Source organism: Mesorhizobium sp. 10J20-29 (genome assembly GCF_054130485.1).
In genome coordinates this window covers 4,191,799-4,206,679 of record NZ_CP199156.1, presented here as the reverse complement: position 1 = coordinate 4,206,679, position 14,881 = coordinate 4,191,799, and the positions used below count along the sequence as shown (strand labels likewise).

Sequence of the window (14,881 nt, the reverse complement as noted above, 5' to 3'; positions counted from 1 at the left end):
CCGCGCCTAGAAGGCGCTGACGTAAAGTCCACCGTCCACCGGCACGTTCTGGCCGGTCATGTAGCCCGCATGCACCGAGCACAGGAAGGCGCAGATCTGTCCGAACTCCTCAGGCGTGCCGAGACGCTTGGCGGGCACGCTTTCCGCAAGCCGCTCGCGCCGCGCCTTTCCTTCGGCCGGGTCCTCCACCGACCCCGGCTCGTGCGGGCCGCGCAGCCGGTCGGTGTCGAGCTTGCCGGGCAGCATGTTGTTGATGGTGACGTTCTTGTCGGCCACCGTGCGCGCCACGCCGGCCAGGAACGAGGTCAGGCCGGCCCGGGCGCCCGACGACAGGTCGAGCCCGGGGATCGGCACGTAGACCGACAGCGATGTGATGTTGACGATGCGGCCGAAACCGCGCGCGGCCATGCCCTCGATCACTGCCTGGATCAGCTCCAGCGGGGCCACCATGTTGTTGGTCACGCCCTTCAGGATCGCCTCGCGGTCGAGTTCGGAAAACGGCCGGAAGGGCGGGCCGCCGTTGTTGTTGACCAGGATGTCGGGCGCGGGGCAGGCGGCGAGCAGCTTCTTCTGCACCGCCGGATCGGCGACGTCGCCCGGCACCTCGGTCACCCTCACGCCGTAGCGGTCGCGCAGTTCCTGCGCGGTCCGGGCCAGGATTTCGGCGTCGCGGCCGTTGACCGTCAGTTCGCAGCCCGCCTCGGCGAGCGCCATGGCGCAACCCTTGCCGAGGCCGCGGCTCGATGCGCACACGATTGCCTTCTTTCCGCGAATGCCGAGATCCATGCCTGTAGTCCTCCAGAATCTGTCTTGCAGCAGGCTATGTCCCGGCCCGCCCGGTCGCAACCGTCATACGCCTGTTGCATGAATCGGGTCTAGCGTGCGCAAGAGCAACGGTACAGAGACGCCATGCCTGTTCCCGCACCGAAGCAGTTCCGGACGCTGTTCATCTCTGACGTCCATCTCGGATCGAGGGCGGCCAAGGCCGACTTCCTGATCGACTTCCTGCGCTTCCACGAGGCCGAGACGATCTATCTGGTCGGCGACATCGTCGACGGTTGGCGCCTCAGGCGCTCCTGGCACTGGCCGCAGATCCACAACGACGTCGTCCAGAAGCTGCTGCGCCAGGCTCGCAAGGGCACCAGCATCACCTATATCGCGGGCAACCACGACGAGTTCCTGCGCATGTTCCAGGGCACGCATTTCGGCGGCATCGTCGTCGCCGACCGGGCCATCCACGAGACTGCCGACGGCCGGAAATTCCTCGTCATCCACGGCGACCAGTTCGACACGGTCGTGATGAACGCCCGCTGGCTCGCCTATCTTGGCGATCGCGCCTACGAATTGGCGATCTTCGCCAACCGCGCGGTGACGCGGGCGCGGCGCGCGCTCGGCCTGCCGTACTGGTCGTTCTCATCCTGGGCCAAGGTCAAGGTCAAGCAGGCGGTCAACTTCATCGGCGCCTTCCAGGACGTGCTGGCAGAGGAGGCACGCCGCTCTTCGGTCGACGGCGTCATCTGCGGCCACATCCATCACGCCGCTATCGAAAGATTCGGCGACATCGAATACATCAACACGGGCGACTGGGTCGAAAGCTGCACCGCGGTGGTCGAGCATTTTGATGGCACGATGGAGATAGTGCACTGGCCGCACATCCAGGCGGAGGCACCGGCCCTGACCGAACCCGTGGCTCCAGTTGCCATCGACTACCGGTCGGTCAAAGCCGCATGAATGACCTGCCGCCCTTCGCCCCTGCCTTTTCAGGCGCGTGTCGCGCCGACCGTGCCGGTGCCCCGTGGCGGATCGCCCGCAAGCCCGGCTGACCGCCACGCGCTGCGTCTCGGCGTCGTCACCCGCCTCCCGCCGCCGGCTCCTCCGGCTGGCATATGCTCGCGTGACCGTTTCGCCTGCGTGGTTGGCATGGTATGCGGGGCTGCCGCCCGCCGTTTCGGTCCCGGCGACTTCAGTGGGATGCCGGAACGTCCATGTCATTGCCGCCACTTTCGCCCGGGCAACTCGTCAAGCCGCGCCGATTCGAGTTTCGGATTGCGCTGATCTTTGCGGCCATCTTCTTCCCGATCGGCGTGCATCTTCCCTATTTCCCGCTCTGGCTGGAGGCGAAGGGGTTTGGCGCCGCCGAGATCGGCATCATTCTCGCGGCGCCCATGTTCCTGCGCATCTTCACGACCCCGCTGCTCACCGCGCTGGCCGACCGCGCCGGCGACCGGGCCAACGTGCTTGTGGCGCTCGTCCTCACCTCGCTCGTCGCTTCGCTCGGCTACTTCCTGCCGCCGAGCTACGCGATTGTGCTCGCCGTCTCGCTCGCACTCAACGTCGTCTGGGCGGCACAGTCGCCGATCGCCGATTCGCTGGCGCTTTCGGGGGTCCGCCGCTTCGGCTCCAGCTATCCCGCCATGCGCCTGTGGGGCTCGATCGCCTTTCTCTGCGCCAGCCTGTTCGGCGGCGCGATGCTCGGTATTGCCAGTCCCGACGTGGTGCCCGTCATCATAAGCTGCGGCCTGGTCTGCACGCTCGCCGTTTCGCTGACCGCGCCGCGCCTTGGCAGGCCGCGCCGTGCCTCGCCGCTTTCGGCGACCGGCATCCAGGAAGCGGCGCCGAGGCTCTTCAACCGCTATTTCCTGCTCATCGTCGCCGGCGTCGGCATCATCAATGCGAGCCACGCCCTGCTTTTCGGCTTCGTCTCGATCTACTGGAAGTCGATCGGCGTCAACGACGCTGCCATCGGCTTCCTGTGGGCCTTTGCGGTGGTGGCAGAGGTTCTCGTCTTCATGACGTTCACGCGCGTGTTCGGCTCGCTGTCGGCCACTAGCGTTCTGTGCGTCTCGGGCGCTGCGGCCGTGCTGCGCTGGGTTGCCTTTCCACTCATCGTCCCCGCCGGGCTTGGGCTCGCCGGCTTCTTCGCCGCGCAGAGCCTGCACGCCCTCTCGACCGGGCTTTTCCTCATCGGCCTGCAGAAGGTCATCGCCGAGACCGTCGCCGAGGAACGGACGGGTGCCGCGCAGGGCATCGCCTTCTTCGCCAACGGCTTTGCGATGGCCGCCGTCACGCTGGTTTCGGGTCCGCTCTACGAGAGTTTCGGCGTTGATGGCTTCTACGTCATGGCGGTCATCGCCGCCGTCGGGCTCGGCCTGATCGTGCTGGCCGGCCGCTCAGCCCCAGAGCACCGGCTCGGGCGGGAAGACTAGCGAGCCGCGGTAGGTAAGGGCGGGTGTGCGGTCGCGCGCCAGCAACAGCGGCCCGTCGAGATCGACGAAGTCGGCGCCCTGCGCCAGCAGCACCGCCGGTGCCATGGCAAGCGAGGTGCCGACCATGCAGCCGACCATCACCGACAGGCCGAGCTCTCGGGCCTGGTCGCGCATCGTGAGCGCTGCCGTCAGCCCGCCCGTCTTGTCGAGCTTGATGTTGACCGCATCGTAGAGTCCCGCGAGCCGCGCCAGGTCGTCGGCCCCGTGTACGCTCTCGTCCGCGCAGATCGGCACGGGGTGATCGATTTTGGCCAGCATCGTATCGGCGCCGGCCGGCAGCGGCTGTTCGACCAGCGCGATGCCGAGTTCTGCGGCCGCCGCCAGGTTTTCGCGCAGGTTCCGTTCGGTCCAGGCCTCGTTGGCGTCGAGGATGATGCGGCTGTCGGGCGCTGCCTCGACCACCGCGCGGATGCGGGCGATGTCGCCTTCGCCGCCGATCTTCACCTTGAGAAGCGGCCTTTCGGCATTGTCGCGCGCCTGTGCGGCCATCGCCTCGGGGCTGCCGAGCGACAGGGTGTAGGCGGTTTCGAGCGCGACCGGAGGCTCCGAACACACCCGCTCGGCGACACTTTTTCCGGCGAGTTTGGCTTCGAGGTCCCAGAGCGCGCAGTCCACGGCGTTGCGCGCCGCGCCGGGCTTCATCAGCGACAGCAGATGCAGCCGGTCGACGCCGCCCGAGATCGCGTCGGCCGCCGCCTCGATTTGCGCGCGCACGCTTTGCGGCGTCTCGCCGTAGCGGGCATAGGGGACGCATTCGCCACGCCCGATTCGGCCCGACTGGGCGATCGAGCATGTCATGACCACCGCTTCGGTCTTGGTTCCGCGCGAGATGGTGAAGGCGCCGGCTATCGGAAATCGTTCTTCGGCAACCGAAAGGACACGGCTCATGATTTTTCTGCTCCGAGGACGGGCGATTGCGCTGCGGTCAAAGTGACAGCCGAAGCGCGGCGGGATATGACGAATCATCATGTTGATCAACGCCGAAGAGGAAGCAAGCTCGACGCGGGACCAGGCAGCCAGCCTCGACCCGAAAGTCGCGGTGCATGACTCCGACGGGCATCTCACCTGCGCGCTTTCCGGCAACTGGACGACGCGGCGCGTCGCCCGCGTCGACAGGACCATGCGCGACATCGCCGACAAGCTTGCGACGGGCGGACTGGTGCTCGACCTGTCGGGGATCGGCAGGATGGACACGGCTGGCGCCTGGCTGATCGAGCGGCTCATCGTCGACGCCAGGGCGCGCGGCGTCGAGACCCGCCTCGAGGGCCAGAACGAAGTGGCGACGATTCTGCTCGATGCCGTGCGCGAGGCTGCCGAAAATCGTGACGGCCAGCCGCGGAAGCCTGAGGCCGGAGTCTTCGTCCGCTTCTTCATGACCGTCGGCGAGCGCGTCTATGAGATGCGCGACGATTTCATGGCGGCAATGAACATCCTCGGCGCCACGATCCGCGGCGGCCAGATGAAGCTGGACCGCGGTCACAGCGTCAATTTCGCCGCGATCTTCAACCAGATGGACCGCATGGGCGTCGGCGCCATCCCGGTGGTCGTGCTGATGTCGGGCATCGTGGGCGCCATCGTAGCGCAGCAGGGCGCCTACCAGCTTTCCTATTTCGGCGCCGACATCTTCGTGGTCGACCTCGTCGGCGTGCTGATCCTGCGCGAACTCGGTGTGCTGATGACGGCGATCATGATCGCCGGCCGCTCCGGCAGCGCCATCACCGCCGAAATCGGATCAATGAAGATGCGCGAGGAAATCGACGCGCTCACCGTCATCGGCCTGAACCCGATCGGCGTGCTGGTCTTCCCGCGCCTGGTGGCGCTGGTCGTGGCGCTGCCCTGCCTCACGATCCTCGCCAATTTCTCGGCCCTTGGCGGCGGTATCCTCGTTTCCTGGCTCTATTCTGACATCCCGCCGGTCGCCTTCATCGACCGGCTGCGCGTCGCCATCGACCTGTCGACGATCTTCGCGGGCCTGATCAAGGCGCCGTTCATGGCCCTGATCATCGGGATCATCGGTGCCGTCGAGGGCATGAAGGTCGAAGGCAGCGCGGAATCGCTTGGCCGCCACGTCACCGCCTCGGTGGTCAAGTCGATCTTCGTGGTCATCGTGCTCGATGGCGCCTTCGCCGTGTTCTACGCATCGATCGATTTCTAGCATGATGGAAACGAGCCAGATCAGCGCCAGCGCAACTGGGAACGAGGTGCCGGACGACGACGTGGTCCTGTCGGTGCGCGACATCACCGTCGCCTTCGGCGACAATGTCGTGCTCGACAAGCTCTCGCTCGATGTCAGGCGCGGCGAGATCCTCGGCTTCGTCGGCGCCTCCGGCTCCGGCAAGTCCGTGTTGCTGCGCACCGTGCTCGGCCTCACCAAGAAGCGCTCCGGCACGATCAAGCTGTTTGGCATCGACGTCGACAAGGCGACAGACACCGAGAACCTGCTCATCGACATGCGGCTCGGCGTGCTGTTCCAGCATGGCGCGCTGTTTTCGGCGCTGACGGTGAAGGAGAACATCCAGATTCCGATGCGCGAGTATCTCGACCTGCCCAAGCCGCTGATGAACGAGCTTGCCATGCTCAAGATCGAGCTTGTCGGCTTGCGGCCCGACGCGGCGGACAAGTTCCCGTCGGAACTGTCCGGCGGCATGATCAAGCGCGCCGCGCTGGCGCGCGCGCTGGCGCTTGACCCCGACATCGTCTTCCTCGACGAGCCGACGTCCGGCCTCGATCCGATCGGCGCGGCCGAGTTCGACGAACTGGTCGCCAAGCTGCGCGATACGATGGGGCTGACCGTCTATATGGTCACCCACGACCTTGACAGCCTGTTCTCCGTCTGCGACCGCGTGGCGGTGCTCGGCAAGAAGAGGGTGCTTGTCGAGGGGACGATCGAGGAGATGCTCGCGAGCGAGGAACCGTGGGTCAAATCCTATTTCCGGGGTAAGCGGGCGCGGCAACTCGACCTTGCCGTGCGTGCTTAGGGAAACACAGGCGGCATGGAAACCAAAGCCAACTACGTCATCGTCGGCATCTTCACGATCGTGGCCATCGTGTCGGCCTTCGCCTTCGTCTACTGGACCTCGGCGATCGGCGACCGCGGCGAGACGGCGACGCTGCGCATCCGCATTCCAGGCTCCGCCTCGGGGCTGGGCCGCGGCAGCGCGGTGCTCTTCAACGGCGTCAAGGTCGGTGACGTGCGGCGCGTCTATATCGACGTGCAGAACCCCAAGGTGGCCATTGCCGACGCCGAGATCGACCGGCTGACCCCGATCACCAAGTCCACGCAGGCCGACATCGGCCTGGCAGGGCTTACCGGCCAGGCCAATATCGAGCTCAAGGGCGCCGATCTCAACGAGCCCAACCTGCTCGACGTTGCCGAGGAACAGGACAAGATCGCCGAGATCGTCGCCAACCCGTCGGCCGTCACCAACCTGCTGCAGACCGCGCAGGACATTTTCACCCGCGCCGATCGCGTGCTCTCCGAGCTCGAAGGCTTCGCCAACGACGTGCGCGGACCGCTCACCACGACGGTCGAGAACACGCAGAAATTCTCCGAGGCGCTGGCGCGCAATTCCGATGGCGTCGACAAGTTCCTGGCCAGCGTCGCGGCGCTGTCGGAGGAACTCGCTGGCGTTTCCGGCAAGCTCGACGGCACGCTCAAGGCCGCTGAAAACCTGCTCAACTCGGTCGATCCCGACAAGATCAAGTCGATCGTCGCCAATGTCGAGGAATTCACCGGCGATCTCAAGGCGCAGGGTGCGAAGTTCGACAAGATCGTCGACAATGTCGACCAGGCGGTCACCTCGATCGATGCCTTCGCCACCGACGCCGGGGAAACGCTCGGCAAGGTCGACAAGGTGCTCGACGGCGTCGACGCCGACACGGTGAAGAGCGCGCTCGCCAACATCGAACGGGCCAGCGAGAGCGCCAGCAAGGCGGCCTCCGACGTCGCCGTCTTCACCGAGAAGCTCCGGCCGCGCGCCGACGACGTCGACCAGATCATCGCCGATGCGCGCGAACTTACCGGTCGCCTCAACGCCGCATCGGTGCGCGTCGACGGCATCCTCGTGAAGGTCGACAAGCTGCTTGGCTCGGGCGAGGCGGAGGGCCTGTTTGCCGACGCGAGCGTCACGCTCAAGTCCTTCAGGCAGGTCGCAGACACGCTGAATTCGCGCCTTGGCGCCATCCTCGATGGCCTGTCGCGCTTCTCCGGCCCTGGCCTGCGCAACGTCGACTCGCTTGTCCAGGACACGCGTCGGTCGGTCAACCGCATCGAACGCGCCATCACCGACCTCGAGCGTAATCCGCAGCGCATCATCACCGGTGGCGACGGCAACGTGCGCCAGTACGACGGCCGGACGCGGCGTTGACAATGGCTCGCGGCACCCGCAAAACACTGCCGAGGGGATGGCCTGATCCGCATGGCCGGAGTTCATCCAAGGGCGCAGCTTTGAGATCATCGGCGTTATTGTCTTCGGCTGTCGCTCTGTCGGTCATCCTGTCCGGTTGTGCGTTTCTGGGCGCCTCCAAGGTGCTCGACACCTACGAGCTGACCGCGCCGGAGGCAGCCAAGAACCGCGGCCGCAGCCGCCGTCAGGTGCTTATCGCCGAACCCTCGGCGCTGAAGGCGCTCGACGGCGAGAACATCGTCATCAAGCCGTCGCCCGGCGTCATCCAGTTCCTCAAGGGCGCGCAATGGGCCGACCGCCTGCCCAAGATCGTGCAGGCGCGGCTTGCCGAGACCTTCGAGCGCTCGGGCAATTTCGGCGGCGTCGGCAAGCCCGGCGAGGGGCTGGCGATCGACTACCAGATCATCGCCGAGATTCGCGCCTTCGAGGTCAGGGTCGGCACAGGCGAACAGGCCGATGTCGAACTCTTCATCCGCATACTCAACGATCGCAACGGCGTGGTGCGGGCGTCCAAGACGTTCAACGCGACGGCCCCGGTGCTCGGCGTCGGCAACGACGCCTATGTGCAGGCGCTCGACAGCGCTTTCGGCCAGGCCGCCGTCGAGATCGTCGCCTGGGCCGATTCCATCATCTGACGGCCCTGATCGGCTGCTGAACGCCTCGCGCCAGCCCTTGCGCCTCGCGCTTCCGCACCACTCACTCTGGCACCGATAGCCGATAGCTGCTGCTCCGCTGGGCCCCACCCGTCCCGTTGCGAAGGCTAAGCTCTGCAATCTCCGGACAAGAAAAAAGGCGGGATTGCTCCCGCCTTTTTCGTTTCTGGTTGTGCCGGAGCCTACCGCAGGCGGCCGCCGGCGTGCGCGAGCATGGTGTAGACCTTGCCCGTGTCCGAGGTCAGGTAGGTCTTGGTCATGACGTTGTCGCGGTCGTTGCGGGCGACATCGTTCAGCAGCTTTTCGAAATCCTCGCAGTAGCGGTCGACGGCAGCGCGGAACTCGCTGTCAGACTGGTACTTGCGGCGGATTTCGTCGAAGGTCTGCTGGCCCTTCAGCGTGTAGAGGCGGCGGGTGAACACGTCGCGCTCGCCGCGGCGATAGCGGTCCCACAGCTCGATCGAGGCGTCGTGGTCGATGGCGCGCGCAATGTCGACCGAGAGCGAGTTCAGCGATTCGACCACCTGAAGCGGCGAACGCGGGCTCTGCGTCGGGCGAGGGGCGTTCTCGGCCACCACTGCAGGTGCCGTATCGTCCTCGGCCACGTTCGACAGCAGGTCGCGAACCCAGCCGCCCTGCGGCGATGCGTCAGCCTGGCGCATCGGCGCCTCGGCGGGACGCTCGGCCGTGATCGTGCCGCGGGCAGGTGCCTCGGGCGCAGGCTGGCGGGCAGGGCGCGCCTCGGCCTGGACCGGCTGGCGCTGCTGCGGCGGCGTCGGTGCTGCAGGACGGCGCGGTGCCTCCGGAGCGCGGCGCGGCGGCTCGGCGGCCCGCGGTGCGGGTGCCGCCGGGCGCGGTGCCGAGCGGACTTCCGAGACGTCGTTGTTGCGGCCCGACTTGGCGACGATGTCCGACAGTTCCTTCAGCGCGTTGATCTGCTCGCTGACGGCGCGGCGGATGGCCGTGGTCGATTCCTTGGCTTCCATCGGCAGTTCGAAGACGCCCTTCTTGATCTCGGCGCGGGTGTCCTCGAGCTCGTTGCGGATCGAGGACGCTGTCTGGCGCATTTCCTCGGTCGCGGTGGCGAACTTGGTGGTCGCCGATTCGATGACCTCGGCAAAGGCGTGGCGCATCTTCTCGGTCGACTGCAGGGTACGGCCCTCGGCCTTTTCCATCGCGTTGCCGACAAGATCCTCGAACGAGCGCATGACCTGCTCGAGATCCTCCGACTTCTTGACCAGGCCGACGGCCAGATCCTCGAGCGAAGACTGCCGCTCGAGCGTGTGCTCGAGATTGCTCTGCGCCGAACCGAGGAGGTCCGAGGCGCTGGCCAGCAGGCGGCTGTGCTCGTCGAACTTGGTGGCGATCGAGGCGACCTCGCGCAGCGTGTTCGACGACAGTTCGGTCAGGCGGGTCGTGTTCTGGTCGACCAGGCGGGCCGAGCTGGCGAAGGTCATGGCCGCCTTCTCGGTCGTCGCGGCGAAGTTCTGCGTGCTGTCGGTCAGGCGACCGTCGACATGCGACAGGTTCTGGGCGGCAGCCTCGATCAACTCGTTGAGCTGCGCGCTCGAGCGGCCGAGGTTGTCGATCAGGCCGCTGACGCCAGAAGCGAGGCTGTCGCGGGCGCCTTCGACCGCCGACAGGGTTTCTGCGGTGCGGTTGGCAAGCGCGTTGAGCAGCGTCGCATTCTCTGCGCGCAGCCTCTCGGTGGCGCGGGTCGTGGTCTCGTCCAGCGTCTTCGACAGCTCGTCGCCGGTGGTCGAGAAACGATCGACCAGCGGACGTGCGGTCTCGTCGAGGATCTTGGTGATCTCGGCGGAACGCTCGGCCAGCATCGAGTTCAGCTCGCGGGTGTTGGTGCCGATCGTCTTTGCCGCTTCGTTCGTGCTCTGGCCGATATGCTGGCCGACGGCGGCGAAGGTCTCGGCAATCACGTTGGCACGCGAGATGAGCTGGGATTCTGCCTGGGCGACCTGGTCGCCGAGCTTCTGGCCCATCGTCTCGGCGCCCATAGCGAGGCGGCCTTCGGCATCCTCGACATGCGCGTTGACGCGTTCGGCAACCGCCTTGGCGCCAGCAGCTAGCCGCTCGTCGGCTTCGGCCAGCGTCTGGGCGATGGCCTGGGCGCGGGCTTCCAGCTCGGCCGAGGTCTGCTCTGTGCGGGCAACGACGCGCTGCTCGGTCGCGTCGAAGGCATGGGCGATGCCCTCGGCATGGCCTCCGATCGCCGTCGCGCTTTCGCTGATGCGCTCGTGCAGCTGCTGGTCGGCCTTGTCGAACAGCGTGCCGATCTCGGCTGCGCGGGCGGACAGGACATTCGTGGTCTCGTCGATGCGCGAGGCGACCTGCTGGTCGGTCTTGTCGAACAGGCTGCTGATCTCGGCTGCACGCGCGGCAAGCGCCTGCGTGGTTTCCTCGACACGTGCCGCTACCTGCTTGTCGGCGGCGACGAAGACGTTGCCGATCTCGACGGCGCGGCCCGACAGGACCTTGGCCGTCTCGTTGACGCGCGCGGCAAGGCGCTTGTCGGCTTCCTCGAAGTTGAAGACGATCTCGCCAGCCTTGGTGCCGAGCGTTGCGGCGCTGTCGGCGACGCGTTCGGCGATCTTCTTGTCGGCTGCATCGAAGATGCTGCCGAGTTCGCCGGCGCGGGCCTCGAGCTTCTCGGCACCATCGGAAATGCGCGCGACGAGGCTCTCGTCGGCCTTGTCGAAGATGCGGCCGAGTTCGGCAGCGCGGGCAGCCAGCGCGTCGGCGGATTCGCCGATGCGCATGCCGAGCCGCTGGTCGGCCTCGTCGAAGTTGCGCAGGATGTCGCCGGCGCGCGATGCCAGCGAACCGGCTGTCTCCATGGCGCGGGCGACCAGCTTCTGGTCAGCCTCGTCGAAGCTCTCGCGGATCTCTCCGGCGCGTGCTGCCATGATGTTGGCGACCTCTTCGCCGCGTGAAACCAGCGTCTTGGAGGTCTCATCGACGCGGGCGATGATCTTGCCGTCGGCCTCTTCGAAGGCGTGGGCGATGTCCTCGACCCGCTTGAGCAGGGCGGCAGACGTCTGCTCGGCGCGCTCGGCCATCTTCTTGTCGGCCTCGGTCAGTGCGTTGCCGGCCTCGTCGTTGAGGGCGGCGGTAACTTCAAGCACCTTCTCGCGCAGGGCGCCGGCGACCGTCACGGCGCTCTTCTCGAGCACCTGGCGGACATTGTCGACACCAAGCGACAGGGCGCGTTCCATCGTGCCGGTGCGCTCTTCGATGACGCCGGTCTGGCGGCGGAAGGCTTCCTCGATCTTCTCGACGTCGGAGGCGACCGCGTCCGAGATGTCCACGCGCTTGCTGGCGATCGTGTCGATATGCACCGCGATCGCGTCGTCGATCTCCTTGCGCGCATCGGCGAGCTTGGAAAGATCCTTTTCCAGCGCGGAAGCCAGATTGTCGCGTCCTTCGGCGAGCCGGGCGACGTGATCGTTGACCACGTCGTCGAAGACGGCGCGACCCTCGGCAACCTTCTGCAGGTCGGCCTGCAGGGCCAGGGACAGCGTCTCGCGTCCCTCGGCGACCTTGCGCACCTGCTCGGCGACGATCTTGTCGACATTGTCGCGCGTCTCGGCGAGCTTCTGCAGATCGGTCTCGAGGGCGCGGGTCAGGATGTCGCGACCCTGAGCCAGCTTCTCGACCTGGCCGGCGACCAGCCCGTCGATTCCGCTGCGGCTTTCGGCGAGCTTCTTGAGGTCGTCTTCCAGCGCCTGCGTCAGCAGGGTGCGGCCCTCGGCGAACTTCTGCACCTGGCCGTTGATGAACGCGTCGATCGTGCCGCGGCTGACGGCGACCTTGCTGAGGTCCTCCTCGAGCGCCTTCGACAGGATGTCGCGGCCTTCGGCAATGCGCTCGACCTGAGAGGCAACCAGCGTATCGATGCCGGAACGGGTTTCCTCGAGCTTGGCGAGATCGGCTTCCAGCGCGCGCTTGAGAATATCGCGGCCCTCGGCCAGCTTCTCGACCTGGCCGGCGACCAGACCGTCGATGCTGCTGCGGCTCTCGGCCAGCTTGTCGAGGTCTTCCTGCAGGGCCTTGGTCAGGCCCTCGCGGCCGACGGCGAATTTCTCGACATGGCTGGAGAGCAGGCTGTTGATGCCCTCGATGTCGGATTCCAGCGCTTCGGCGAGGATCTGGCGGCTACGGTCGAGGTTCTTGACCTGGTCCTCGGCCAGTTCCTCGATGACCTTGCGGCCTTCCTTCAGCTTGTCGACGTCGCTCTCGAGCACTGCGGAAATCGAGTTGCGGCCATCGGCGAACTTCTGGATCTGGCTTTCGACCAGTTCGTCGATCGCCGACAGGTCAGCCTTGAGGGCGCGCGACAGGATATCGCGGCCTTCCGTCAGTTTCTCGACCTGGGTGGCAACGATGCCGTCGATGGTGTGGCGGGTCTCGGACAGCTTTTCGAGATCGGCTTCCAGAGCGCGCGACAGGATGTTGCGGCCCTCGGCGAGCTTGCCGACGTGGCCGGCAACCATCTCGTCGATGTTGAGCTTGGTCTGGGTGAGTTTCTGCGTGTCTTCCTGCAGCACCTTCGACAGGTTCTCGCGGCCGGCGGACAGCCTTTCGAGGTGGGCTTCGAGCGCGGTGTCGATGGTGACGCGCTGGTCATTGATCTTGCGCAGGTCCTCTTCAAGCGCACGCGAGATCGCGTTGCGGCCTTCCGACAGCTTCTGCACCTGGTTGCTGACGGCGGCATCGATGCTGGCGCGGCCCTCGGCGAACTTGGCAAGGTCCGACTGCAGGGCGGCGGCCATGCGGTCACGGCCCTCCGACAGCTTGCGGGTGTGGTTCTCGACCGCGTGGTCGATGCCGGCGCGGGCCTCTGCCAGCTTCTCGATGTCGGCGTCGAAGGCGCGCGACACGACGTGGCGAGCATGGTCGAGGCGTCCGGCAAAGTCGCCGGCGCGGGCTTCGAGCATGGAGGAGGTCGACTCGACGATGTCGGACATTTCCGCGCCGATGCGCGACTTGCCCTCGTCGATCATGCCGAACAGCGTATCGCGACCCTCGGTAAAGGTGGAAGCGATCTCCTTGGCGCGCTCGACCAGCGTCTCGTTGATCTGCTTAGCGCGCGCCTCGAGTGCGGCGTTGAGCTTGGCAGTGCCGGTGTCGAGAGCTTGCGCCCTGGTTTCGAATTCGCTGATAAGCCCTTGTCCGCGCTCGGAAAGCGTCCGTTCGATGCTGCTCAGGCTTGCCTCGAATTCGGAGCTCAGCGTGCGGGCGGCACCGCCGAGCAGCGAGACCATGCCGGATGTCCTGTCGTCGAGCAGGTCGGTCAGCGAGCGGGTGAGGTTGTCGGTGGAGTCGGTCAGCTTGGCGATGCGCGTGTCGAGCAGGCTGGCAAAAGCCTCGCCCGATGTCGACAGGCGGTCGGTGATGGAATCGACGCGCGTATCCATCGAGTCGAACAGGTTCATGCCGCTTTCGTTGATGCGGTCGATGAGCGTGTCGCCGGAATTGGTGATCGTCATCGACAGGTTGGTCGATGCGTTGAGGATCGAGTCGCGAATGATGTCGCTCGCCTGGCCGATCTCGTCGCGCAGTGTCTCATGCGCGCCAGTGATTGAGGCGCGCACGCGCTCGGCATGGGTGACGACGGCTTCGCGTTCGCTGCCCAGGCCATCCACCAGCAGGCGGATGCGGGCGGCGTTTTCGGAATAGGAGCGCTCGATCTGGTTGACTTCCGTATGGACCAGCGTTTCGAGCTCGACGGCGCGTGCCAGCGTGCGCTCGATGCCTTCGCCCATCGCCGCCACTTCGCGGCGAACGGCCTGACCGACCATCATGACGCGGTCCTGGGCAAGGTTTTCGGGCTCGGCGAGGCGGAACGCCATCTCGGTCATGGATTCTGCGGCCATGCGCATTTCCTGGGCGCGACGCACCATGGCCGCAAAGGCCCAGAACAGAACCACGGGCACGCAGGCGCCGATGGCGAACATGACCCATTGCGGGCGTGCCAGCACCTGCTCGAGGGTGCGCGTCTGCCAGATTTCCGGCCCGAACATCTGGTCGGCAAGAAGCCCGGCGGCGCCCAGCCAGACGACGGACAGTGCCGCCACGACCCAGTTGACGGTGCTGGAGGCGCGCTTGTTAAGGCCGCCCAGCATCGAGCGGAAATCCTTCTGGCGATCGTCGTTTGCCGGCGCGAATGTGACTGGCTGGGTAACAGTGGGGCGCTCTACCGGGCGAAGTTCGGGCTCCTGCTGCCGCTTTGTTGCCGCTGCGGAAGCTGCTGCAGGCTTGCTGGAGCGGTTTTCGCGGGTCACCTCGGTCGCGGCCTTGTTGCCGCGTCCCTCGCGTACCAGTTCGTCGGCTGCCTGGGAAATCTGCGCCTCGAGGTCGTCCATGGAGCTTGCCATGTCGAGTTCGTCTTCGGGCGAACCCGAAAAATCGAGGTCGAGCGCGTATTCCAGTTCCTCTGAAACTTCGCTCTCGATGCTACGCGTGGTCGTGGATTTCTTCGCCATGCCGCCGTTACCCTTTACTCGATGTGCGCCAACACCAATTTTTTGTTTTTACACGG

9 protein-coding genes are annotated in these 14,881 nt (G+C 66.1%); 6 read left to right on the top strand and 3 right to left on the bottom strand.

All coding sequences use genetic code 11. The annotated features are described in order from the left end of the window. Positions 1-6: 6 nt before the first annotated feature. Positions 7-786 (bottom strand): SDR family oxidoreductase, encoded by a 780-nt coding sequence (locus ACT2BZ_RS20115; RefSeq protein ID WP_457937187.1) that lies wholly within the window; start codon positions 784-786, stop codon positions 7-9. Between the two features lie 123 nt (positions 787-909). Here ACT2BZ_RS20115 and ACT2BZ_RS20110 point away from each other — a divergent pair, with 123 nt between their 5' ends. Then, positions 910-1,731 carry a UDP-2,3-diacylglucosamine diphosphatase gene (locus ACT2BZ_RS20110; RefSeq protein ID WP_457937185.1) on the top strand — a complete coding sequence of 274 codons (822 nt, stop codon included), beginning with the start codon at positions 910-912 and terminating at the stop codon, positions 1,729-1,731. A 254-nt stretch (positions 1,732-1,985) separates the two neighbouring features. Further along, positions 1,986-3,206 (top strand): MFS transporter, encoded by a 1,221-nt coding sequence (locus tag ACT2BZ_RS20105; RefSeq protein WP_457937183.1) that lies wholly within the window; start codon positions 1,986-1,988, stop codon positions 3,204-3,206. On the opposite strand, the gene dgcA is transcribed toward ACT2BZ_RS20105, so the two are convergent. After that, positions 3,171-4,154, bottom strand: coding sequence for an N-acetyl-D-Glu racemase DgcA (gene dgcA / locus ACT2BZ_RS20100; protein ID WP_457937182.1), 984 nt, complete (start codon positions 4,152-4,154; stop codon positions 3,171-3,173). The two genes, ACT2BZ_RS20105 and dgcA, sit on opposite strands and share 36 nt — an antisense overlap. 79 nt (positions 4,155-4,233) lie before the next feature. Here dgcA and ACT2BZ_RS20095 point away from each other — a divergent pair, with 79 nt between their 5' ends. The 4 genes from ACT2BZ_RS20095 to ACT2BZ_RS20080 all read left to right on the top strand — a co-directional run bounded on the left by ACT2BZ_RS20095 (position 4,234) and on the right by ACT2BZ_RS20080 (position 8,307). After that, a complete protein-coding gene (locus tag ACT2BZ_RS20095) occupies positions 4,234-5,421 on the top strand; it encodes an MlaE family lipid ABC transporter permease subunit (protein WP_457937180.1) in 1,188 nt (395 codons plus the stop codon). A 1-nt stretch (position 5,422) separates the two neighbouring features. Further along, on the top strand, positions 5,423-6,244 hold the full coding sequence (locus ACT2BZ_RS20090) for an ABC transporter ATP-binding protein (RefSeq protein WP_457937179.1): 822 nt from the start codon (positions 5,423-5,425) through the stop codon (positions 6,242-6,244). Positions 6,245-6,259: 15 nt separating this feature from the next. Further along, on the top strand, positions 6,260-7,633 hold the full coding sequence (locus tag ACT2BZ_RS20085) for an MlaD family protein (RefSeq protein WP_457937178.1): 1,374 nt from the start codon (positions 6,260-6,262) through the stop codon (positions 7,631-7,633). An 80-nt stretch (positions 7,634-7,713) separates the two neighbouring features. Further along, entirely contained in the window at positions 7,714-8,307 is a 594-nt protein-coding gene (locus ACT2BZ_RS20080; RefSeq protein ID WP_457937177.1) for an ABC-type transport auxiliary lipoprotein family protein, read from the top strand. 200 nt (positions 8,308-8,507) lie between these two features. Here ACT2BZ_RS20080 and ACT2BZ_RS20075 read toward each other — a convergent pair whose 3' ends face one another. Then, positions 8,508-14,825: a kinesin gene (locus ACT2BZ_RS20075; protein ID WP_457937175.1), complete on the bottom strand. Its 6,318-nt coding sequence runs from the start codon at positions 14,823-14,825 to the stop codon at positions 8,508-8,510. Positions 14,826-14,881: the final 56 nt, after the last annotated feature.